This window comes from Aeromonas dhakensis, from assembly GCF_000820305.1.
GTDB classification, from domain to species: domain Bacteria; phylum Pseudomonadota; class Gammaproteobacteria; order Enterobacterales; family Aeromonadaceae; genus Aeromonas; species Aeromonas dhakensis.
In genome coordinates, this window is sequence record NZ_CDBH01000034.1 from 23,773 (window position 1) to 46,513 (window position 22,741).

The 22,741-nt window shown below is 59.0% G+C and carries 18 protein-coding genes and 2 pseudogenes; 14 read left to right on the forward strand and 6 right to left on the reverse strand.

Features of this window, described 5'->3' with window-relative positions; translation table 11 throughout:
• Nucleotides 1–92 precede the first annotated feature (92 nt).
• Complete coding sequence (locus BN1143_RS08490; RefSeq protein WP_231570568.1) at nt 93–437, reverse strand: SH3 domain-containing protein; 345 nt, start codon at nt 435–437, stop codon at nt 93–95.
• 234 nt (nt 438–671) lie between these two features.
• Between BN1143_RS08490 and BN1143_RS08495 the strand changes: the two genes are divergently transcribed.
• The 7 genes and pseudogenes from BN1143_RS08495 (at nt 672) to BN1143_RS21855 (ending at nt 7,561) form a co-directional block, all read left to right on the forward strand.
• On the forward strand, nt 672–1,457 hold the full coding sequence (locus BN1143_RS08495) for a hypothetical protein (protein WP_042050283.1): 786 nt from the start codon (nt 672–674) through the stop codon (nt 1,455–1,457).
• 146 nt (nt 1,458–1,603) lie between these two features.
• Nucleotides 1,604–2,497, forward strand: a complete 894-nt coding sequence (locus BN1143_RS08500) for a LysR family transcriptional regulator (RefSeq protein WP_042050284.1) — start codon at nt 1,604–1,606, stop codon at nt 2,495–2,497.
• 210 nt (nt 2,498–2,707) lie between these two features.
• Nucleotides 2,708–3,238: an REP-associated tyrosine transposase gene (locus BN1143_RS21850; RefSeq protein WP_082038489.1), complete on the forward strand. Its 531-nt coding sequence runs from the start codon at nt 2,708–2,710 to the stop codon at nt 3,236–3,238.
• 79 nt (nt 3,239–3,317) lie between these two features.
• A pseudogene (locus BN1143_RS08510) lies at nt 3,318–3,977 on the forward strand (CgeB family protein); the annotation flags it as partial.
• A gap of 292 nt (nt 3,978–4,269) precedes the next feature.
• A complete protein-coding gene (locus tag BN1143_RS08515; RefSeq protein WP_042050286.1) occupies nt 4,270–4,707 on the forward strand; it encodes a DUF2846 domain-containing protein in 438 nt (145 codons plus the stop codon).
• Between the two features lie 213 nt (nt 4,708–4,920).
• Complete coding sequence (locus tag BN1143_RS08520) at nt 4,921–5,451, forward strand: REP-associated tyrosine transposase (RefSeq protein WP_042050287.1); 531 nt, start codon at nt 4,921–4,923, stop codon at nt 5,449–5,451.
• Nucleotides 5,452–5,641: 190 nt separating this feature from the next.
• The gene (locus BN1143_RS21855; RefSeq protein WP_042050288.1) at nt 5,642–7,561 is read left to right on the forward strand and encodes a DUF4365 domain-containing protein; all 1,920 of its coding nucleotides are present in this window, start codon (nt 5,642–5,644) and stop codon (nt 7,559–7,561) included.
• Between the two features lie 134 nt (nt 7,562–7,695).
• On the opposite strand, the pseudogene BN1143_RS22630 reads toward BN1143_RS21855, so the two are convergent.
• From BN1143_RS22630 to uvrD, 3 genes and pseudogenes are all read right to left on the reverse strand, one after another.
• A pseudogene (locus BN1143_RS22630) lies at nt 7,696–7,901 on the reverse strand (hypothetical protein); the annotation flags it as partial.
• Nucleotides 7,902–8,009: 108 nt separating this feature from the next.
• Nucleotides 8,010–8,765: a hypothetical protein gene (locus BN1143_RS22355; RefSeq protein ID WP_156141291.1), complete on the reverse strand. Its 756-nt coding sequence runs from the start codon at nt 8,763–8,765 to the stop codon at nt 8,010–8,012.
• Nucleotides 8,766–8,889: 124 nt separating this feature from the next.
• Nucleotides 8,890–11,061 carry a DNA helicase II gene (gene uvrD / locus BN1143_RS08535; protein ID WP_042050290.1) on the reverse strand — a complete coding sequence of 724 codons (2,172 nt, stop codon included), beginning with the start codon at nt 11,059–11,061 and terminating at the stop codon, nt 8,890–8,892.
• Nucleotides 11,062–11,494: 433 nt separating this feature from the next.
• Here uvrD and BN1143_RS08540 point away from each other — a divergent pair, with 433 nt between their 5' ends.
• From BN1143_RS08540 to BN1143_RS08555, 4 genes are all read left to right on the forward strand, one after another.
• Nucleotides 11,495–12,493, forward strand: a complete 999-nt coding sequence (locus BN1143_RS08540) for a BMP family lipoprotein (RefSeq protein WP_024943029.1) — start codon at nt 11,495–11,497, stop codon at nt 12,491–12,493.
• Between the two features lie 83 nt (nt 12,494–12,576).
• On the forward strand, nt 12,577–14,157 hold the full coding sequence (locus BN1143_RS08545) for an ABC transporter ATP-binding protein (protein ID WP_042050291.1): 1,581 nt from the start codon (nt 12,577–12,579) through the stop codon (nt 14,155–14,157).
• 82 nt (nt 14,158–14,239) lie between these two features.
• A complete protein-coding gene (locus BN1143_RS08550) occupies nt 14,240–15,358 on the forward strand; it encodes an ABC transporter permease (RefSeq protein ID WP_024943031.1) in 1,119 nt (372 codons plus the stop codon).
• Nucleotides 15,359–15,360: 2 nt separating this feature from the next.
• A complete protein-coding gene (locus BN1143_RS08555) occupies nt 15,361–16,326 on the forward strand; it encodes an ABC transporter permease (RefSeq protein WP_024943032.1) in 966 nt (321 codons plus the stop codon).
• A gap of 57 nt (nt 16,327–16,383) precedes the next feature.
• Here BN1143_RS08555 and BN1143_RS08560 read toward each other — a convergent pair whose 3' ends face one another.
• Nucleotides 16,384–17,289, reverse strand: coding sequence for a LysR substrate-binding domain-containing protein (locus BN1143_RS08560; protein WP_005307641.1), 906 nt, complete (start codon nt 17,287–17,289; stop codon nt 16,384–16,386).
• A gap of 119 nt (nt 17,290–17,408) precedes the next feature.
• On the opposite strand from BN1143_RS08560, the gene BN1143_RS08565 reads away from it, so the two are divergent.
• Together BN1143_RS08565 and fghA are read left to right on the forward strand one after the other, a co-directional pair.
• Nucleotides 17,409–18,536, forward strand: a complete 1,128-nt coding sequence (locus BN1143_RS08565) for an S-(hydroxymethyl)glutathione dehydrogenase/class III alcohol dehydrogenase (RefSeq protein ID WP_010635490.1) — start codon at nt 17,409–17,411, stop codon at nt 18,534–18,536.
• A 49-nt stretch (nt 18,537–18,585) separates the two neighbouring features.
• Entirely contained in the window at nt 18,586–19,422 is an 837-nt protein-coding gene (gene fghA / locus BN1143_RS08570; RefSeq protein WP_042050293.1) for an S-formylglutathione hydrolase, read from the forward strand.
• A 53-nt stretch (nt 19,423–19,475) separates the two neighbouring features.
• Here fghA and BN1143_RS08575 read toward each other — a convergent pair whose 3' ends face one another.
• Nucleotides 19,476–20,198, reverse strand: coding sequence for a head GIN domain-containing protein (locus tag BN1143_RS08575; RefSeq protein WP_042050294.1), 723 nt, complete (start codon nt 20,196–20,198; stop codon nt 19,476–19,478).
• Between the two features lie 364 nt (nt 20,199–20,562).
• Here BN1143_RS08575 and ovoA point away from each other — a divergent pair, with 364 nt between their 5' ends.
• A complete protein-coding gene (gene ovoA / locus BN1143_RS08580) occupies nt 20,563–22,713 on the forward strand; it encodes a 5-histidylcysteine sulfoxide synthase (protein WP_042050295.1) in 2,151 nt (716 codons plus the stop codon).
• The last annotated feature ends 28 nt before the right edge of the window (nt 22,714–22,741 follow it).

The window sequence follows — 22,741 nt, forward strand, 5'->3', positions numbered from 1 at the left end:
GCAGCGCAGCATTCACACCGAATCCGTCAGTCTGCTGCGCCATATCGTTCCGGCGGGTGATCACAACACCTCACCCGCCACCATCAAGGACCTCAAGAGACTGGCTCGATGGCGCTGGCTGGGATCCAGCCAGATTGCCCTTGATCGTTATGTACCCAGAGCCAGCCTGCCAGCTCCCGCTCCACCCGCACCCTCTCCCCCGCCGCCACATCCAGCTCGCGGGCGGTATAGTCCTGACGCGCCTGCGCCTCCTGCGCGCTGATCGGCGTCAGCAGCGACAGGGGCGCCCACCCCTCGTTGCCGTCTGCGGTAAAGGTGCGCACCCAGCCCGGAAACTCGTCATCTTCGTGGCCGATGCGCACCCACTCTCCGGCCCGAAAGGTGATGGGATTGGGGTAACAGGTGTGGTACGCCGTGGTGATCAACGCCAGCATCATCACATCCTCCGACAGGTTCTGTTTGGTGACGCCCCGAGTCATACCACAACCCGAGCCCCGTTGCGTCAACCGGGCTCACATCCTCTGGCAGGGTGCGCCATCCCCCGGGGCGGGCCGGCGATCCTGCTCCCCGCTATTCATTACTGTCAGTGAATTTTCATATCAACAGAGCGCCATTTCAGTGAGCACATCACCGCCCTAGACTGCTTCTCGAACCTTAACGAGGAGTCTTGTATGAAGCCCACCCATATTACATTGCTGGCCGGCACCATCGCTTCGGCCCTCTCTTTCAACACCTTCGCCGGTGACCTGGTCTCGGTGCAGTTCAGCGATGGCCGCGCCGCCGTGACCGGCGTCGAGGCGGTCAACAAAGCGCTCAACCCCATCGGCGTCAACGTGATCACCGTCGACATCCCCGACGCCGCCAGGCCGCTGCTGGAGGCCTCCCACCGCCGCGCGTTGACCAAAGCGGAGCACGGCGCCCTGATTGCAGCCTTCAACCTGAGTCAGGGGGAGCTGCTGGAGCAGGCCAGGCTCGCAGGCCGCGAGCCTGCGGTGCAAGGGGGCGGCGTCGCCACCGAGGAGACCGGCGTCGGCCCCTACCCCAAGGTCTATGACCTGATGGCGCTGGACGATCGCACCCGCAGCGCCGTGCTCGGCAAATATGGCCGCATGCACGTCAACTCCGCAGAGGACGGCACCGACATCGACGAGGTGATGACGGTAGTCAGCGGCGGCCCCTTCCGCTGGGGCTTTACACTCAAAGACGGCAGCATAGCCCGCTTCCAGATAGACAAGGTGGGCCTTGAGGACAAGGCCGTGCGGATCAGCTATCACGGGCTGGGCATGCACGCCGGACTGATGGATGCCAAACAGGGGCTGCTGGTGGCCTTCGCCCACGGTCCAAAGGAATTCACCATGCGCTACCAGGCCGACGTGCCCCACGCCCAGCTGCTCGGCACCAACCCCTGGGCCGATGTCGGCATCAGCCTGCCTCCCGCCCCCGGCAAGGCGCAATAAGCCGCCGCGGCACCGGGCGGTCGGGTCAAGGCCCTGCCGCCCTTGTTGTGCCTGTCTGTTACCTGGCGCCCGGCGAGCCGGATTGGGTGAATTCACCGCGCCATGATGGCACCATCATTTACCAGTAGTGAATTATCGGGGGCAGGATGAACAAGATCACGGCGCTGAACGTCTTTCGCCGGGTGGTGGAGATGGGCACCTTCAGGGCGGCGGCAGATGATCTGCACCTCTCACAGGCGGCTGTCAGCAAGAACATCAACGAGCTGGAAGCCTATCTCGGCATCGCCCTCATCAACCGCACCACCCGGCGGCTGAGCGTCACCGAAGCCGGCATGACCTATTACCGCCAGATTTGCGCCGTGCTGGATGGCCTGGACGCCGCCGACCAGTCCATCATGGCCACCTCCTTCACCCCCAGGGGCAGACTGAGGATCGGCATGCCCATGTCCTACGGGCTGATCCGGCTCAACCCCCTCGTCTGCGAGTTTCAGCGCCGCTATCCGGCGATCGGCATCGAGGTGATCCTGAGCGACGCCTACATGGATCTGGTGGATCAGGGGCTGGACGTGGTGATCCGTGGGGCAGGCGCCCTGGATGACTCCACCCTGCGTGCCAAACCCCTGTGCCAGGTGCAGCGGGTGCTGTGCGCCGCCCCCGACTATCTCAAGGAGGCGGGTCAGCCCGCCCATCCGGAGGATCTCAAAGATCACAACTGCCTGCGCTACAGCCTCTCCTCTTCCCCCAACAAGTGGTGCTTTAGCCGGGCAGAGGAGAGCCTGGCGGTGGATATGCGTCTTGCCAGCTTCTGCGCCAACAACGGCATCGCCCTCAAACAGGCTGCGGTGCAAGGGCTTGGGGTGATCCTGGTGCCGCATGAGTTCGTAGCAAGCGAGCTGGCGGACGGCACCCTGGTCAAACTACTTCCCGACTGGCAACCCGACCCACACGCCCTGTTCGCCGTCTACCCCTTCCACAAGGAGCAGTCCCCCAACGTGCGGCTTTTTATCGAATTTATCGTCAAGGAGTTTCAGCTGAGGTAGCCAAGCAGGCGGGAGCCTGGGGTTTGTGCCTCTCGGCCACGATACCGATAACCCATCTTATGCGGCGTGTAGGTTCGATTAGCGAAGCGTAATCGGACGTTCGCGTCACCGGTCCATCCCATCATCTGACAATCGCGCGATGGGGCCCACGAGCGGCTCGCCGGGCGGCAAGGCTATGCTTGGCTTTTCGGTCTTAACAAGGGAAAGAGGATGGCAAACTGGCGGCGGGCATGGTGGCCCGGAGGAACCTGGTTCTTTACCGTCAACCTGCTGGAGCGGCGCAACAACCGGTTGCTGGTGGAGCAGATTGACCTGCTGCGCCATAGCGTTGCCAAGGTGCAACAGGCTCACCCCTTCGCCATCCACGCCTGGGTGGTGTTGCCCGACCATCTCCACTGCATTCTCTCTTTGCCGGAAGGGGACACCGATTTCCCCCTGCGTTGGCGGCTGATCAAAAGTCACTTTTCCCGCGCCTTGCCGATGACAGAGCGCCGCAGCCAGACCCGCTTGCGCCACGGGGAACGAGGTATCTGGCAACGCCATTATTGGGAACACCTGATCCGGGATGAACAGGACTACCGCCGCCATATGGATTACGTCCATATCAACCCCCTCAAACATGGTCATGTCACCCGGGTGGCCGATTGGCCATATTCCACCTTCCATCGTTATGTGGCGAGTGGTGTCTATCCGCCGGATTGGTGCGGGTCGGTGGATGGGGTGTTGGGGGGATTGGAGTAGACACCTAACAGGGTTGTTCTGTTGTAAGCGACCGATTACGCGATCGTCCGATTACGCTTCGCTAATCGAACCTACGGCCCTGATTGGACACATCGATGCGCACCTGGAGGGGCGGCCCTTGGCTGCACAACTCACGGAATCTCATCTACGGCTTGTGAAAGAGGTGTATCCGCTGAGCGGGCTACCCTACCTGAGTGAATATGAAAAACTGGCGTATTTGCTGGGCCGCGAACACTCCTATCGGGAAAGGGTGTCCTGTATCCAGGCTCTGGCGGCCCGGTTTGAACGGGTCGCCGTGTACGGAAACCCGGAGTGGGCGACACACACACAGAGCTATTGCGGATACGCAGAACATTACCAAGCGATGCCACGCCTGTTTCAACGCAGCAGGATCAACCTGAATCTGGTGCGCAGTTTCGTCGAGTCGGGGCTCCCCATGCGGGTGTTTGATATTCTTGGCGCCGGTGGATTCATGGTGACCAACGACAAGGAGGATCTGCACCATCTCTTCACACCGGGCAAGGATCTGGTGATCTTCCGCGATACACAGGATCTGCTGGAGATCTGTCGCTATTACCTGAGCCATGAGGAAGAGCGCGCCGCCATCGCCGCCCATGGGCAACAGACGGTGCTGACCCACCACACCTATCGAGCGCGCCTGATCAGCTTGTTCCAGACCGTCCAGAGTGAGCTGGCAAGCATGCAACCCCCTGGTGTACAAGCGCATTCGAATAACTGACGGCCATGTCTGATATCAGACGGTGAGTGGCCATCCCCTCTGTCAGCCCGTGCAGGTTCGATCAGCGAGGTGTAATCGAACCTAAGTCCTTGGCCTGCGTAGCGTCAGCATTCACTTAGACATCAATGACAAGCGGTATGCCGCGGTTCGCTGCACTGTCCAAGTGCCGCACCATGTCGGTTAATTGCCGGAATATTGAATCCCGTCACACCGGCAGCGGTTTCAGTGGTTGCCCGGCCACAAAGCCTCATGCGAACCTTTAAATCCCGTTAACCCACTAAAACCAAACACTATGTTCAGGCAAATAATGATGAGTGCTGCCCTGCTGTCGGCGGCGCTGCTTTCCGGTTGTGCTTCCGTACCCATGGCCGATGCCACCGCTGACGCCCAGGCCAAGCAGTTTGTGGCGCCCAAGGATGCGGCCAACCTCTATATCTATCGCAATGAAACCTTCGGTGCCGCCGTCAAGATGCCGCTGCTGGTGGATGGCGTGGCGGTCGGCGATACCGTGGCCCACACCTATATCCTCAAGCAGGTGACGCCGGGCAGCCACACCATCATCTCCAAGTCGGAGAACGATGCCCCCCTGACCCTCAGCACCGAGGCGGGCAAAAACTACTACGTCTGGCAGGAGGTCAAAATGGGCCTGCTGATGGCCCGCTCCAAGCTGAGTCAGGTCAGTGAAGAGGAGGGCAAGCAAGGGGTGATGGAGAGCAAGCTGGTTAAGTAATCTGATACTTGTGCCGAACAAACAGGGCGTAGCGTTACCAGCTACGCCTCTGTCAGAAAGGTGGGTGTCCCATATTTCCTGTCCGTGTAGGTTCGATTAGCGAGGCGTAATCGGACGATCGCGTAATGGAACATCCGCGTCATCATGGCCTGCAAGCAGATCGAAGTGAGGCAAGGCTATGCTTGGCATTTCGGCCGAGGCGAGAGGAAGGGGATGGCCAACTGGCGGCGGGCATGGTGGCCCGGCGGAACCTGGTTCTTTACCGTCAACCTGCTGGAGCGGCGCAACAACCGGTTGCTGGTGGAGCAGATCGACCTGCTGCGTCACAGCGTTGCCAAGCTGCAGCAGGCTCACCCCTTCGCCATTCACGCCTGGGTGGTATTGCCCGACCATCTCCACTGCATCCTATCTCTGCCGGAAGGGGACACCGATTTCCCCCTGCGTTGGCGGCTGATCAAAAGCCACTTTTCCCGCGCCTTGCCGATGACAGAGCGCCGCTGCCATACCCGCTTGCGCCACGGGGAACGGGGTATCTGGCAACGCCATTATTGGGAACACCTGATCCGGGATGAGCGGGATTACCGCCACCATATGGATTATGTCCATATCAACCCGCTCAAACATGGTCATGTCACCAGGGTGTCCAATTGGCCCCATTCAACCTTCCATCGTTATGTGGCGAGCGGTATCTATCCGCCGGATTGGTGCGGATCGGTGGATGGGGTGTTGGGGGGATTGGAGTAGGATTAAACCTATCAAAGATTTTATCTTTGCGAATGACCGAAGAGACGACTATTCGAATCCTTGAACGTCCAAATCCGCGATCGTCCGATTACGCTTCGCTAATCTAACCTATGGCTCTAGCCTTCTTACAAAATAGAGATGGTTCTGATATCGTCTCAATAACTTATATGCTGCAAGCCGGAGTTCTTGAATGGCTTTACCAAAACGTTCGAGGTCACATCAGTTAGAAGATATATCAATTAATAAATTTAGGTCTCTGCTGCCTGCAGAATGGGTTTATAGAACCCCAACCCATGACTATGGGATTGATGGTGAGGTTGAGATATTTGATGCTGATGGTTATACAACAGGAATGCGTTTTTTAGTTCAATTAAAGGCTTCAGACTCCAAGAAAGTCAATGAAGCTTTGAAGTTGAGGTTGAGGATAGAGAAACTTAACTATTTTAATCAACTGAACCAACCTATCCTCATTGTGAGGTATATAGACACAACAGAAGAAATATATGTTCGCTGGTTCCATAGCCTTAATGACAAAACCGATAAAATAGCAGAAAAAAGTTTTTTCATGATATTCAAGAAGGAAAATGCTTGGTGTGATAATACATTAAAATGGTTAAGAGATGAGTTGGGCGTTTATTCACTCTTAAAAAACCATCCACTTAAAAAACCATTGGAGATTGATCTATGTATTGCTGCACACACATCATTATCCTCGCACACAACCGACTTTGTTAGTCAACTGATAAAGTCTGGCCGTACAACAAGTATAATATCATTCTCAATTTTCGATGGGGCTCAATCAAAGCCAATGAAAGTGAGAATTATAAATGATGAAATACATATCCGACTTGGAGATTTTGCTAGCTTTAAAGCTCGTTTCAAACCACCCTCTAACGATGAGCATGTTAAATCATTGATTTCTGATGTTAATGTATATTTGGCTTTTTTGCTGCATCATTCCACTCATTATGGGGAAGCAGATTGTTTATTTGATGCATTTTTTAATTCAGCAAACATAAAATATATCCCACATATTTTTTTAAGTTATATAAGTACAAAAATTAGAACAAATAAAGTCTCTGAGGTTTTAGATTATTTAGTTTACATATCTGATGAATATGCCATTAACCAAAGTGAGATCTATGAGCTTATTATTATAGCTATGGTTATGATAACTAAAACTGCAAATCATAGCCATTATAGAAAAATTGAAAACACCTATTTACAATTGATTTGTAAGTTTGAGGGGGCAGACCAGAAACTTATAGCATCTACTTTAATCTATAACCTTGGCAATTTCTTAAGTAACCATGGTGATAAAAGGCAGGCCGTTAAACATTATATTCATGCAGCAAAATTAAATCCTGACTATAAATTTAGAGCATATTGGATCAGTGAATTGGCAGGATTGTTATTTTTACTTAAGAAATATGTTTTCTCCTCAAAGCTATATCATCTTTCCTTGTCCATGGAACCAACCTCAGAAATGAGGGGGCGTTATGCTGACAGTTTAATGTTCTCAGGTAAGTTTGAGCAAGCCATGAAAGAATTCGAACTGTCGCTAGAAGAAGATGTTGGCTCGATAGAAAACTCTGCTGAGTGGTGTTTGAAACACCATTGCTTACAAGAAATTGTTAATGTATTAGGTATTAAAGAACAAAGTTTAGGGCCGAATGCAAGTATAGACTTTATGCGTAACTGCTCGGAAGAACAAGCTGTGAATTATATTAAAGATGTTAATGCGCTGTGCCCTGAATGCTTATTTTACGTCGCAACTAAATTGGCTTTAAAAGAAGATAAAGACAGGGCTGTAGTATTTTTCTTGCTTTCTGCTTTCGCAGATGAAAACTATGATGACTCATGGTTTTCAGCATTGAAATGCGCATTCGACAACATCATTATTTTTGGTCATATATTTCTTGTTATGAATTATAAATTTGGCCATGAGATCATAGTTAGCTTTTTTAAGTCACTAAATATAAATAATAATGAAGAGTATAATAAAATGATTCTCGAAGTTATTAAAACATGTGAAGAGAATAAAGAGAAGAGCAATCCAGTTAAATTTAGAATCGGTGATAGTAAGAAGCAAGAAATAATTATCATATAGATGCAATAAATTTATTTTTATGAAAAATGGCGATTACTATAATCGTTAACATAATTAAAATTGTTGTGATTATTGATATAAACACCAACTCTGCCTAAAGCCGAGCTGGTGTTTATATCAAAAGGCGGAAAAACTCAAAGCGCCTCCAATCTGGCATACTCCGTCACCAGCCACTTGACGCCGACGTCGTCGAACTGGATCTGCACCCGGCTCTGCTGCACCTCGTTCTGGCTAAAGCGGTCGTACTGGGTCGGGCGGCTGACCTTGGTGGCAGCAGAATCTCTTCCAGACACTCGGTCGGCATCTCGCGGCTGTAGATACAGTGGCTCTCGACATAACATGATGTGATGTGGTCTTGGGGTGCATCCAGCTTTTGGCTGCGACATAGACAATCAACCATACAAAACTCTAAACAGGTGAACATCCCAAGCTTAGTGGCTCAGATCAGCTATTTTACTTCACAGTTGTCATTTATTTCAAACTGAGGTTGATTTATTGGTCTAATCCATTGAGCAAGAAACCAATCATGCTGTAGTGTACCATCTTTCGAGAACAAATCCGTTCCCTGAGTAATATTAAATGAAAAGCTATGTTTCTTTCTTTCCTCTCCAGTATATATATTTGCAATTATTTCTGCATCTTTGCCATATTTTTTAGCCAATAAATCATTTAGAATGTTTACAAAATAGACATCGTGAATGCCGACGCCAGTATCAGGTGCAAAGAGGTGGATATCTTGAATATTTATATTAGACATCACTCTACTTAATCCTGACAAATGGATGGAGTTTCCAACTTTTATCCAGATAGTTTTGCCAGGTTGTATTGTTAAGGGTTCATTGTTATTTTCACTAGACGATAAAATACATATACCTTGTCTACCTGCTTTACCTTTGCCAATTAAAGAGCTGCCATTCCCCTCAATCTCGGCAGACACTATCATGATTGGCAACATACTGTAGTTTCTGATGCTCATCATTAAAAATACATCATCCTGTTCCTTACCAAGGCCATTCTTTATGCGGAAGGGCTCAAGGCGAGCTTGAACGACAGCAATACTTTTTTTAGGTAGCAAAGATGTAATTAGGTCTATAGCACCATTGAAATTACCTAAATGTGCAGCTAGGCCAGCCATTATAGCTCCGAATGCCAAAACCATATTCCATTTTGATTTTAAGGATTTTTTTATATTGTCGTTCAACATGCGCAGTTCTCATTCTTGCCCGTATAGGATCAGTTCAGCAAAAATTTCCTGTTCGATTAAACCTATCATCATAACTGCACCAACCCGGCTTAAGCCGGGTTGATTGCATCAAGAGCGGGAAAAATCAAAGCGCCTCCAATCTGGCATACGCCGTCACCAGCCACTTGGCGCCGACGTCGTCGAACTGGATCTGCACCCGGCTCTGCTGGCCGACCCCTTCGAAGTTGAGCACTATGCCTTCCCCGAATTTTGGATGCAGCACCCGCTGACCGAGCTTGATGCCGCTGGCGTCAAAGCTCTGCTGCACCTCGTTCTGGCTGAAGCGACCGTACTGGGTGGGGCGGCTCACCTGGGTGCGCAGCCGGATCTCCTCCAGACACTCGGCAGGCATCTCGCGGATAAAGCGGCTCGGCTTGTGGAACATCTCGCGGCCGTAGATGCGGCGGCTCTCTGCGTAACAGATGTAGAGCTTCTCCATGGCGCGGGTCATGCCCACGTAACAGAGGCGGCGCTCCTCTTCCAGCCGGCCCGACTCCTCGGTGGATTGCTGGCTGGGGAACATCCCTTCTTCGACACCGACCAGCAGCACCAGCGGGAACTCCAAGCCCTTGGCGCTGTGCAGGGTCATCAGCTGCACCGCGTCGGCATATTCGTCCGCCTGATTCTCGCCGGACTCCAGCGCCGCGTGGGCGAGGAAGGCGGAGAGATCGCTCATGTCTTCCAGCTCGTCCGGGCGCTGGTACTGGCGACAGGCGGTGACCAGTTCGTCCAGGTTCTCTACCCGCGCCTGGGATTTCTCGCCTTTTTCCGCCAGATACATGGCCTTGAGGCCGGAGTGCTGGATGGCGATATCCGCCTGCTGGTGCAGGGGCAACAGGGAAACCTGCTCCTCCAGCGCGTCGATCAGCTCGACAAAGCCGCGCACCGCGTTGCCGGCGCGACCGGTCAGCACCTTGTCGTTGAGCAGCGCCTTGGCCGATTGCCACAGGTTCTGGCCCTGATCGCGAGCGTTATTGCGCAGTATCTCCAGGGTGCGATCGCCGATGCCGCGGGTCGGCGTGTTGACCACCCGCTCGAAGCTGGCGTCGTCACCACGGTTGTTGATGAGGCGCAGGTAGGCCATGGCGTCCTTGATTTCCTGGCGCTCGAAGAAGCGCAGGCCGCCGTAGATGCGATACGGCATGGCGTCCTGCATCAGCGCCTCTTCCAGTACCCGCGACTGGGCGTTGGAGCGATAGAGGATGGCGCAGTCGGCCAGGAGGCCGCCTTTTTCCTTCCAATCCTTGAGGCGGCCGACCACGAAGCGCGCTTCGTCCACCTCGTTGAAGGCGGCGTAGAGCGAAATCGGCTCGCCCTCGGCCCCTTCGGTCCACAACTCCTTGCCAAGGCGCTCGGCGTTGTTGGCGATGACGCTGTTGGCGGCCTTGAGGATATTGGCGGTGGAGCGGTAGTTCTGCTCGAGGCGGATGGTCTGCGCCCCCTCATAGTCGGTCAGGAAGCGCTGGATGTTCTCTATCTTGGCGCCGCGCCAGCCGTAGATGGACTGGTCATCGTCGCCGACGATCATCACCTTGCCGGTGTCGCCGGCCAGCATCCGCAGCCAGGCGTACTGAATGCCGTTGGTATCCTGGAACTCGTCCACCAGGATGTTCTGGAAGCGATCGCGGTAGTGCTCGAGGATGTGGGGCTTGTTCAGCCACAGCTCGTGGGCGCGCAGCAGCAGCTCGGCAAAGTCCACCAGACCGGAGCGATCGCAGGTCTCCTGATAGGTCTTGTAGATCTGCTGATAGGTGCGGGTGACAGGGTCGCCGTAAAGGTCGATGTCGCCGGGGCGCAGCCCCTCGTCCTTCTTGCCGTTGATGTAGCCCATCACGGCGCGCGGGGCCCAGTGCTTCTCGTCGAGGTTGAGGGCCTTGAGCACCCGACGAATGAGACGGTACTGGTCGTCGGAGTCGAGGATCTGGAAATCCTGCGGCAGCCCCGCATCCAGATGGTGGGCCCGCAGCAAGCGGTGGGCGATGCCGTGGAAGGTGCCGATCCACATGCCGCGCACGCCGTCACCGATCACTTTCTCGACCCGGCCGCGCATCTCGGCCGCCGCCTTGTTGGTAAAGGTCACCGCGATGATGGAGAAGGGTGAACAGCGTTCCACCTGCATCAGCCAGGCGATACGGTGCACCAGCACCCGGGTCTTGCCCGAACCGGCACCGGCCAGCACCAGCAGGTTGCAACGGGGGGCCGCCACCGCGTCTCTTTGCTTGTCATTGAGCCCGTCGAGCAGGGTTGAAACGTCCATCACCACTCCTGTTTATTTATACAGGCGGGGATTATACGACCTGCGGCGCCGCAGACCAAATCGGCGTATGAGGGATCGCCGCCCTCCGGCTTTACGCCGCCCCGAGCGGGGGCCTGACCACAGAGAAAAATCCATCAATTGGCACCATTGGAAGCCACTTTTTGGCCGATTTCAGGAAAACGCTTGCTTATAACCTCATGAATACAAACAGAAATGTCATTTGGAGCCAATTATTCACAGAATTTAAATCTAAAAACAGGCATCAAAACAACAACTTATAAAGTCATTTGCTTATATTTCAAACCGTTAACGCAAACGTTTTTCCTTTATGATCTCCTTGACCCGTACCACGGCTCACTTACAGTTAGCCGGCGTGCTTTATGGCCTGCCCCGGCAGGTTGTGGACCCTCACATAACAATCAAGGATACGATCGTGACTAAAGTGCTCAAGCTGGCCACCGTTGCCGCCCTCACTCTCGCTGCCCTTTCTGCCCAGGCAGCCTCCCAGCCCGCCGTCATCTACGACACCGCAGGCAAATTCGACAAATCGTTCAACGAAGCCGTGTTCCGCAATGGCGTCGAAGTCTACAACAAGGACAAAGGCGTCAAGGTCAAGGAGTTCGAACCCCAGAACGAAGCCCAGCGCGAGCAGGGTCTGCGTCGTCTGGCCAGCCGTGGCAACGGCCCGATCGTGGCCGTCGGCTTCAACATGGGTTCCGCGGTAGAGAAGGTGGCGACCGAGTTCCCGAAAACCCAGTTCACCATCATCGACATGGTGGTCGACAAGCCGAACGTCCAGTCCGTCATCTTCAAGGAGCATGAAGGTTCCTTCCTGGTGGGCGCGCTGGCGGCCATCGCCTCCAAGAGCGGCAAGGTCGGCTTCGTGGGCGGCATGGACATCCCGCTGATCCGCAAGTTCGAGTGCGGCTACGAGCAGGGCGCCAAGTACGTCAATCCGAAGATCGAAGTGTTCCAGAACATGACCGGCTCCACCCCGGCGGCGTTTGCTGACCCGGCCAAGGGTGCGGAACTGGCCAAGTCCCAGTTCGCCAAGGGCGCCGACGTGGTCTATGCCGCCGCCGGCGGTACCGGCATCGGTGTTTACCAGGCCGCCAAGGACGAAGGCAAACTGGCCATCGGCGTGGACTCCAACCAGAACCACCTGCAACCGGGCACCATGCTGACCTCCATGGTCAAGTCGGTGGGCCTCGCCGCCTACCAGACCTGGGATGACGCCGCCAAGGGCACCTGGAAACCGGGTATCAAGAACCTGGGCCTGGCCGAGGGTGGGGTGGATTGGGCTCTCGACAAAGACAACGAGAAGCTGATCACCCCCGAGATGAAAGCCAAGGTGGAGGCCATCAAGGCCGAGATCATCTCCGGCAAGGTCAAGGTGCACGACTATATGAGCGACAGCACCTGCAAATACTGAGTAACCGCTACTACTCTCAACCCAACGACCGGCCCGCACGGGCCGGTTTTTAGTCTCTTTTCATGACCCGCAAGGACTGCATCATGGACCAGACAGATCGCTATGCCATCGAATTAAGGGGTATCGATAAGCGGTTTGGCGAAGTGTACGCCAACAAGCAGATCGACCTTAAGGTTCGTAAAGGCAGCATTCACGGCATCGTCGGCGAAAATGGCGCCGGCAAGTCGACCCTGATGAGCATCATCTACGGTTTCTACCACGCCGACAAAGGCGAGATGTTCATCGACGGCAACCCCTTCAAACCCCATGGCTCACAAGATGCGATCGCCGCAGGCGTGGGCATGGTGCACCAGCACTTTATGCTGGTGAACAATTTTACAGTGTTAGAAAACGTCATTCTCGGCGCGGAAAACGGCTGGCACCTGGGCCAGAGCCTGGCGGCGGCCGAAAAGCTGCTGGGCGAGCTGGCGCGGGACTATGGTCTCGAAGTGCCGCTGCACGAGAAGGTCGAGGATCTGCCGGTGGGCCTGCAACAGCGGGTCGAAATTCTCAAGGCGCTCTATCGCGGCGCCCGCATCCTGATCCTGGACGAGCCGACCGGGGTACTGACCCCGCAAGAGGCGGATCACCTGTTCGAGGTGCTCAAGAAGCTGCGCGACCAGGGCGCCACCATCATCCTCATCACCCACAAGCTGCGCGAGATCCTGGCCATCACGGATCAGGTCTCCATCATGCGCCGGGGTGAAATGGTGGCCCACGTCGCCACCAGGGATACCGACAAGGAGCAGCTGGCCGAACTCATGGTGGGCCGCAAGGTGCGCCTCAAGGTCGACAAGGGGCCGACCCAGACTGGCGACGCCAAGCTCAAGGTCGATGGCCTCAGCTATGTGGACGACGCCAAGGTGGAGCGGGTCAAATCCGTCAGCTTCGAGGTGCGGGCCGGTGAAGTGGTCGGCATCGCCGGCGTCTCCGGCAACGGCCAGTCCGAGCTGCTCAGCCTGCTCGGCGGCATCCTCAAGCCAAGCAAGGGCAGCTTCACCATCACCGGTGGCGGTCAGGCCCACGAAGTGAGCGCCAGCCATCCGGCCGACCCGGAACGGGTGCGCAACTTCGGTCTCGGCCACGTGCCGGAAGACAGACACAAGATGGGGCTCATCAACCGTTTTGAGGCGAAAGAGGCCTTCATCCTCGGCTATCACCGCCGCCCCCAATACAACAAGGGCTGGCTGCAGAACAAAGAGGCGATCCTGCAGGATTGCCAGGCCAAGATGGACAAGTGGGACGTGCGCCCGCCCCATCCCGAGCACAAGACCGCCAACTTCTCCGGCGGCAACCAGCAGAAGCTGGTGATCGCCCGGGAAGTGGAGCAGGACCCGGACGTGCTGCTGATCGGCCAACCGACCCGCGGGGTCGACATCGGCGCCATCGAGTACATCCACCAGCAGATCATCGCCATGCGCGACAAGGGCAAGGCAGTATTGCTGGTATCGGTGGAGCTGGACGAAATCATGAGCCTCTCTGACCGCATCCTGGTCATCGCCGACGGTCGCATCGTCGGTGAGCTGGATGCCGCCAAGGCGGATGAGCGCACCATAGGTCTGATGATGGCGAACATAGTTCCTGACGAGGTGGCGGCCAGCCAATCACAAGGAGCCACATCATGAAGGTCACATCCACTTGTAACGGATTCGGCCTGCTGATGGTCAACAACCCCGTCACCGACCAGATTGCCAAGGAGGCTCGCCCATGAGCCAAGCACGTATCCCTGCCTGGATCTCCGTGGGCGTACTGCCCGCGGTCAACATCCTGCTGGCCTTCCTGGTGTCGGCCATCCTGTTCTACTACCTCGACATCAACCCGGTCGATGCCGCCGAGATCATGTGGTACGGCGCCTTCGGCACCGGTGAAGGGGTCGGTTTCACCCTCTACTACGCGACCGGCTTCATCTTTACCGGTCTGTCGGTGGCGGTGGCCTTCCACGCCGGCCTGTTCAACATCGGTGGCGAGGGGCAGGCCTATATCGGCGGCCTCGGCGTCGGTCTGGTCTGTCTGCTGCTGGGTGATTCCCTGCCGTTCGCCCTGCTGCTGCCGCTGGCCATCATCGCCGGCGGCCTGTTCGGTGCGGCCTGGGCCTTCATCCCGGCCTGGCTGCAAGCCAAGCGCGGCAGCCACATCGTCATCACCACCATCATGTTCAACTTCATCGCCGCCTCCCTGATGGCCTACCTGCTGGTCGAGGTGTTCAAGCCGGCGGGCTCCATGGCCACCGAGAGCAAGGTGTTCGCCGAGGCGAGCTGGCTGCCGAAGATGAGCGAACTGGCGGGGGCATTCGGCATGGAGATGTCGAACAGCCCGCTCAACATCAGCTTCTTCTGGGCACTGCTCTGCGCGGCCCTGGTGTGGGTCTTCATCTGGCATACCCGCTGGGGCTACGAGATCCGCTCGGTCGGCGCCAGCCAGAGTGCGTCCGCCTATGCCGGCATCTCCTATCCCAAGGTGGTGATCCTGGCCATGGTGATCTCCGGCATGCTGTCGGGCTTCTTCGCCCTCAACGTGCTGCAGGGTGAACTACACCAGATCAAGCTCAACTTCGTGGAAGGGTTCGGCTTCACCGGCATCGCGGTGGCGCTGATGGGGCGCAACCACCCGGTCGGCGTCATCATCGCCAGCCTGCTGTTCGGCTTCCTCTATCAGGGCGGCGCCGAGCTCAGCTTCGAGTTCGGGGTGGACCGCAACATAGTGGTGGTGTTGCAGGGTCTGGTGATCCTGTTCTGTGGCGCCCTCGAGCACATGATGCGTCCGCGCATCGAGCAGCTCTATCTGGCGTTTGCCAACCGCTCAGCCGCGCAAGCCAAGGGGGCCTGATCATGTTTGAAATTCTGATCCTGATGCTGGATGCCACCATCCGCACCGCGCCACCGCTGATCCTGGCGGCCATGGCCGGCATGTTCTGCGAGCGCTCCGGGGTGGTCAACATCGCCCTGGAGGGCAAGCTGCTGGCGGCGGCGTTCGCCAGCGCGGCGGCAGCAGCCGTCTCCGGCTCTGCCTGGATTGGGCTGGGTGCCGGGGTGGGCGTCTCCATCCTGTTCGCCCTGATGCACGGCTTTGCCACCATCACCCACCGTGGTGACCAGGTGGTGAGCGGCATGGCCATCAACATCCTGGCGGCCGGCCTGACCGTCACCCTGGGCCGTTACTGGTTCGATCAGGGTGGCCAGACCCCGGCGCTGTCCGGCGCGGCCCGCTTCGCCCCCATCGACCTGCCCTATGCCAAGGAGCTGTATGACGTGCCTGTCGTTGGCCAGCTCTACAGCGAGCTGCTGAGCGGCCACTCCCTGCTGGAGTACGTGGCGTTCGCCGCCGTGCCGCTGGCCTGGTGGGTGCTGTTCCGTACCCGCTTCGGCCTGCGCCTGCGGGCGGTGGGCGAGGCGCCGGCTGCGGTCGACACCGCCGGTATCTCGGTGGTGCGCATGCGCTACACGGCGCTCATCATCGGCGGCCTGCTGGCCGGCATCGGCGGCACCTACCTGGCGGTGGCCCAGACTGCCCAGTTCATCCCCAACATGAGCGCGGGCAAGGGCTTCATGGCGCTGGCGGCGCTGGTGTTCGGCAAGTGGCGTCCCTGGAACGCCATGGCGGCCTGCCTGCTGTTCGGCTTCCTCGATGCGGTCGCCATCCGGCTGCAAGGGGTCAGCATCGGCGGTTTCCCGATCCCGGTGCAGGCCATCGAGGCGCTGCCCTACATCCTGACCGTGTTCCTGCTGGCCGGCTTCATCGGCAAGGCGGTGGCACCCAAGGCGCTCGGCACCCCCTACGTCAAGGAGCGGGAATAGCCCCCTTCATGCCATGAAAAAGGCCCGCACAAGCGGGCCTTTTTTATTGAGCTGAGCTCAGCCGACGGGGCGCACCAGCGCGGGCTGATGGGGATCGCTCAGCCGTTCGGCCAGATAGTCCACCAGCAGTCGCACCTTGGGAGAGAGGTGGCGGTTGTGGGGATAGAGGGCCCAGATCCCCTCCGCCGGTGCCCGCAGCTCCGGCAGCAGCTCGATAAGCTCGCCTTGGGCCAGGTGGTCGCTCACGTAGTAGTCCGGCAGCTGGATGATGCCGATCCCCTTGAGTGCCGCATCCAGCAGGGCGTGGCCGCTGTTGCAGTGCAGCAGTCCGTGCACCCGCACGCTGTGGGGGCGGCCATCCAGGGTGAAGTGCCACTCGTCGCTGTTACCCACCAGGCAGGTGTGGCGGGTGAGCTCGGAGAGGCTGTTGGGCATGCCGTGGCGGGCGGTGTAGGCGGGCGAGGCGCACACATAGGGCACCCGCTGCGCCAGCTTGCGCGCCACCAGGCTGGAATCCTTGAGGTGCCCGAGTCGCAGCGCCAGATCGTAGCCTTCGTGCACCAGATCCAGCAGCTGGTTGGTGAGGTTGAGGGTCACCTCCAGCTGGGGAAAGCGCACCATGAAGTCGTTCACCAGCGGGGCGATGCGGCTCTCGCCGTAGGAGACCGGGGCCGTGATGCGCAGGGTACCCTGCGGTACCGCCTGATGGCGCCCCACCGCCAGCTCCGCTTCGTAGAGGTTGTCCAGCAGCTGGCGACAGTGGCGATAGTAGATCTCACCGAGCTCGGTGAGCCGCACCTGGCGTGTGGTGCGCAGCAACAGCTTGGCCTGCAGCCGATCCTCCAGCTGTGCCACCTGCCGGCTGACTTGCGCCACCGACACCCCCAGCTTGCGCGCCGCCGGGGTAAAGCCCCCCTGCTCCGCCACGCTGACAAATTCACAGATCCCTTCCCAGCCGAACATTATTACCTGTCAGTAAAAGTGATTTCAGATTTCGCCTTATTATCACCAAATAAGCGGGAAACTACACTGGATGTCCGAACCCATTCTCCTCACCCTGCTCAACAATAAGGACATCCGTCATGGCACAGGTTCAAAGCATCAAGTGTAAGGCCGCCATCGCCTGGGGCCCGGGCCAGCCCCTCTCCATCGAAGAAGTCGAGGTCATGCCGCCCCAGGCGGGTGAAGTGCGGGTACGCATCGTCGCGACCGGCGTCTGCCACACCGATGCCTTCACCCTCTCCGGTGAAGATCCGGAAGGGGTCTTCCCCTGCATCCTCGGTCACGAGGGGGGCGGCATCGTTGAATCCGTCGGCGAGGGCGTCACCAGCGTCAAGGTGGGGGATCACGTGATCCCGCTCTACACCCCTGAGTGCGGCGAGTGCAAATTCTGCAAATCCGGCAAGACCAACCTGTGCCAGAAGATCCGCGCCACCCAGGGCAAGGGGCTGATGCCGGACGGCACCACCCGCTTCTCCAAGGATGGCCAGCCCATCTATCACTACATGGGCACCTCCACCTTCAGCGAGTACACGGTACTGCCCGAGATCTCCATCGCCAAGGTGGACCCTGCCGCCCCGCTGGAAGAGGTCTGCCTGCTCGGTTGCGGCGTCACCACCGGCATAGGCGCCGTGATGAACACCGCCAAGGTGAAAGAAGGTGAGAGCGTCGCCATCTTCGGGCTGGGCGGCATCGGCCTCTCCGCCGTGATCGGGGCTCGCCTGGCCAAGGCCGGCCGCATCATCGCCATCGACATCAACGAGAGCAAGTTCGAGCTGGCCCGCAAGCTGGGCGCCACCGACTGCATCAACCCGAACGATTATGACAAGCCCATCCAGGAGGTGATCGTCGAGCTCACCGACGGCGGCGTCGACTTCTCGTTCGAGTGCATCGGCAACGTCAAGGTGATGCGCGCGGCGCTGGAGTGCTGCCACAAGGGCTGGGGCGAGTCGGTCATCATCGGGGTGGCCGGTGCCGGCCAGGAGATCAGCACCCGTCCGTTCCAGCTGGTCACCGGCCGGGTCTGGCGCGGCAGCGCCTTCGGCGGCGTGCGCGGTCGCAGCGAGCTGCCGAGCTATGTGCAGCGCTACATGCAGGGCGAGTTCAAGCTGGACGACTTCATCACCCACACCATGGGGCTTGAGCAGATCAACGAGGCGTTCGATCTGATGCACGAAGGCAAGAGCATCCGCACCGTCATCCACTACTGAGCATGATCACCCCGCCCGCCACCGTGGGCGGGGTGCAGGAGTTCCCCCGATGAATCTGGACATAATCAGCAGCAACAAGAGCTTCGGCGGCTGGCACAAGCGCTACAGCCACGCCTCCGAGGTGCTGGGTTGCGAGATGCGCTTCGCCATCTATCTGCCGCCCCAGGCCCTCACCGGCCAGAAGGTACCCGTGCTCTACTGGCTCTCCGGCCTCACCTGCACCGATGAAAACTTCATGCAAAAGGCGGGCGCCCAGCGCATCGCCGCCGAGCTCGGCATCGCCCTGGTGGCGCCAGACACCAGCCCGCGCGGCGAAGAGGTAGCGGACGATCCCGGTTACGATCTCGGCATGGGCGCCGGCTTCTACGTCAACGCCACCCAGCACCCCTGGCGCGATCACTACCAGATGTACGACTACGTCACCCGCGAGTTGCCCGAGCTCATCGAGACCCACTTCCCGGTCTCTACGAAACGGGCCATCAGCGGCCACTCCATGGGGGGCCACGGGGCGCTCATCGCCGCCCTGCGCGAGCCGGGTCGCTACCGCTCGGTGTCGGCCTTCAGCCCCATCAGCCACCCGAGCCGCTGCCCCTGGGGCCAGAAGGCGCTTGGCGCCTACCTCGGCAACAACCCCTTGCTGTGGCAGGAGTGGGACGCCTGCCAGCTGCTGCGCAATGAGTCGGTCAAACCACTGCCGACTCTGGTGGATGTGGGGCTGGACGATCCCTTCCTGGCCGAACAGCTGCACATCGATGCCCTGGCCGATGTGGCCGCCACCAAGGAGTGGCCGCTGGAGCTCAACCGCCACCCCGGGTACGATCACAGCTACTACTTCGTGGCGAGCTTTATCGAGGCGCACCTGCGCTTTCACGCCCGCCACCTCTGATCGAAACAGGCCCGTGACGGGCCTGTTTTCTTCTGGTCGGTGGACAAGACCATTCAGCTGCCCTGCCGGCTCACCTCGCCGGAGCCGGCAATCTCGCTCTGCAGCACGGGATCACCCCAGTAGCTGACCGAGCCAGAGCCGGCGATGCCCACCTTGAGCCGATCCTGGGCCCTAACCTCCACGTCGCCGCTGCCGGCGATATTGACCTCCACCTCGCGACCCTTGAGCTCGGCCCCCAGCACATCCCCCGAGCCGGCGATGTTGAGCTCGACGGCCCTCGCCGTGCTGTTCCCCAGATCCAGGCTGCCCGCTCCCGCGATGTTACCCTCCAGCCGATCCAGTTCGAGCCCGTCGGCGACTATGTCACCGACCCCGGCCACCGACAGCACCAGCGCCTCCCCCTTGAAGCCGCGCAGCTCACCGTTGGCGACCCCTGCCAGCGCCAGCTCATGGAGCGCGGGCAGGGTGATGGTGATCTCCAGCGGCTCGGTCGGATCGAGCCGGTAGCCATCCTTCACCTCGATCTCCAGCTTGTCGCCCCGCTCGCTCAACACCAGGTAAGGCAGCAGGTTCTCCTGCCCACGGATGTGTACCCCGCGCGGCTCGCCGGCCACCAGATGGACACTGGCAGGCACCCCGGCCAGCACCCGGGTCACCTGCCGGCCCATCCCGTGCTGCTGCTCGATCACGGCCCCCGCCCCGCTCACCTGGGTATCATCCAGCCAGCTGCACCCGCTGAGCCCGACCGCCAGCACCACGCCCATCATCCATTTCATCGCCACTCTCCTCATTGTGTATTGGCCAGTCGCGGCCCCTTGGTCAGCATCCATCGCAAAGCCTGTGCCAGTTAATCAACCACATGGTTTACAAGACGATATCCATTCTTACACCACATAACCACAGCAAGTTGAGAGTCATTCAGACCATAAAATGGCGAATCTGACCATCCCCGAACGGGCAGGCGGAGGGTTGGCTGGCGAGCCGTTCGCGGGGTCGCTATGCTGACAAGCCGTGGAAGTTTTTGGTTGCCGAGCCGGTCTGTTGAGCCAATAGTGGTACCTTGTGCGTACAAAGCTCTCCATTGCGGTAATGCCATTACCACTGTCTTGTCAGTCTTCACTGCCAACAAGGAGTCAGAGCGTGACCCAAGCCACTCTTCTCTATTCCACCGCCACCGGCCTGCCGGAACCGACCCGAACCCCGCTGCTGACCGGCAGCGATCCCGAACACAAGCGCCGCGAGCTGCTCGCCTACTTCTGCCAGACCTTCGATCTCTACGACTCGCTGTTCGACTGCCTGGCCGACCAGCGCGCCTGGTTTGACAAGGCGATCCCCCTGCGCCACCCGCTCATCTTCTACTACGGCCACACCGCCGCCTTCTTCATCAACAAGCTGCTGGCGGCCCGCCTCATCGAGGGGCGGCTCGACGCCCGTATCGAGGCCATGGTCGCCATCGGGGTGGACGAGATGAGCTGGGACGATCTGGACGAGACCCACTACGACTGGCCCTCCGTCAGCGAGCTGCGTGACTATCGGGGCCGGGTGCGCGCCCTGGTGTGTGATTTCATCGAGCGGATGCCGATCGAGCTGCCCATCCATTGGCAGAGCCCGGCCTGGGTCATCCTGATGGGCATAGAGCACGAGCGTATCCACCTCGAGACCTCCAGCGTGCTGATCCGCCAGCTGCCGCTGGCCTGGGTACGCAGCCAGCCCCAGTGGCCCGCCTGCCCCGAGGCGCGCCATCGCCGTGACGAGGTGCCCGCCAACAGCCTGCTGCCGGTGCCCGGCGGCCGGGTGCGGCTCGGCAAACAGGACGCCACCTACGGCTGGGACAACGAATACGGCGAGCGCCATATCAAACTGGCCCCCTTCCAGGCCAGTCGCATGCTGGTGAGCAACGCAGAATTTTTCGACTTCGTGCAGGCGGGCGGCTACGAGACCCGCGCCTGGTGGGATGACGAAGGCTGGGGCTGGCGCCAGTATGCCAGGGCCCGCATGCCCACCTTCTGGGTCGGTGACCCCCTCGAACCCGAGCAACTGCAACTGCGGTTGATGACCGAGCAGGTCCCTATGCCCTGGGACTGGCCGGCGGAGGTGAACCAGCTGGAGGCCGCCGCCTTCTGCCGCTGGCAGGCGGCCCAGACCGGCCTGCCCATCCAGCTGCCAAGCGAGGCGGAGTGGATGCTGCTGCGCGAACAGCTGGCTGGTGACCAGCCGGACTGGATCGAGGCGCCCGGCAACATCAACCTGGCTCGCTTCGCGTCCTCCTGTCCGGTGGATGCTTGCCCGCAGGGCAGCTTCTTCGATCTGGTGGGCAACGTCTGGCAGTGGACCAGCACCGCCATCGACGGCTTCGAGGGGTTCAAGGTGCACCCCCTCTACGACGACTTCTCCACCCCCACCTTCGACGGCAAACACACCCTGATCAAGGGGGGCAGCTGGATCAGTACCGGCAACGAGGCGCTCAAGTCCTCCCGCTACGCCTTCCGTCGCCACTTCTTCCAGCATGCGGGCTTCCGCTATCTGGTATCCCGCCATCAGGAGCCCGTCATCGTGAATCCCTATGAAACCGACACGCTCGTCGCTCAGTACCTCGACTTCCAGTACGGCCCAAGCCACTTCGGGGTCGCCAACTACGCCCAGGCTCTGGCCGGCCTTGCCAGCGAGCTGTGCAGCCGCCATGAACGGGCGCTCGACATCGGCTGCGCCACCGGCCGCGCCAGCTTCGAACTGGCCCGCCACTTCGCCCACGTGGACGGGGTCGACTACTCGGCCCGCTTCATCGACGTGGCGTTGGCGCTCGCCAGCCAGGACAGCTTCCGCTACGCGGTGCCGGTGGAAGGGGAGCTGGTGGAGTATTGCGAGGCGCGCCTCTCCCGCCATGAGCTCGGCCGCGAGCAGGCCGATCGCGTTCACTTCAGCCAGGGGGATGCCTGCAACCTCAAGCCCAAGTACGGCGACTACGACCTGGTGCTCGCCTCCAACCTCATCGACCGGCTGCGGGAACCCGCCCGCTTCCTGCGGGACATCGCTCCGCGCCTTCGCAGCGGCGGCCTGCTGGTGCTCACCAGCCCCTACACCTGGCTGACCGACTACACCCCCAAGACCAACTGGCTCGGCGGTGTGCGCGAGAACGGCGAGGCCCTCACCACCTATCAGGCGTTGCAGCGGCTGCTGGCGGAGGAGTTCGAGGAGCAGATGCCCCCGAGGGACGTCCCCTTCGTCATTCGCGAGACCGCCCGCAAGTACCAGCACACGGTGGCCCAGCTCACCGTCTGGCGCAAACGCTGACGAGGCGGCAAACGAAAGAGGGAGGCCC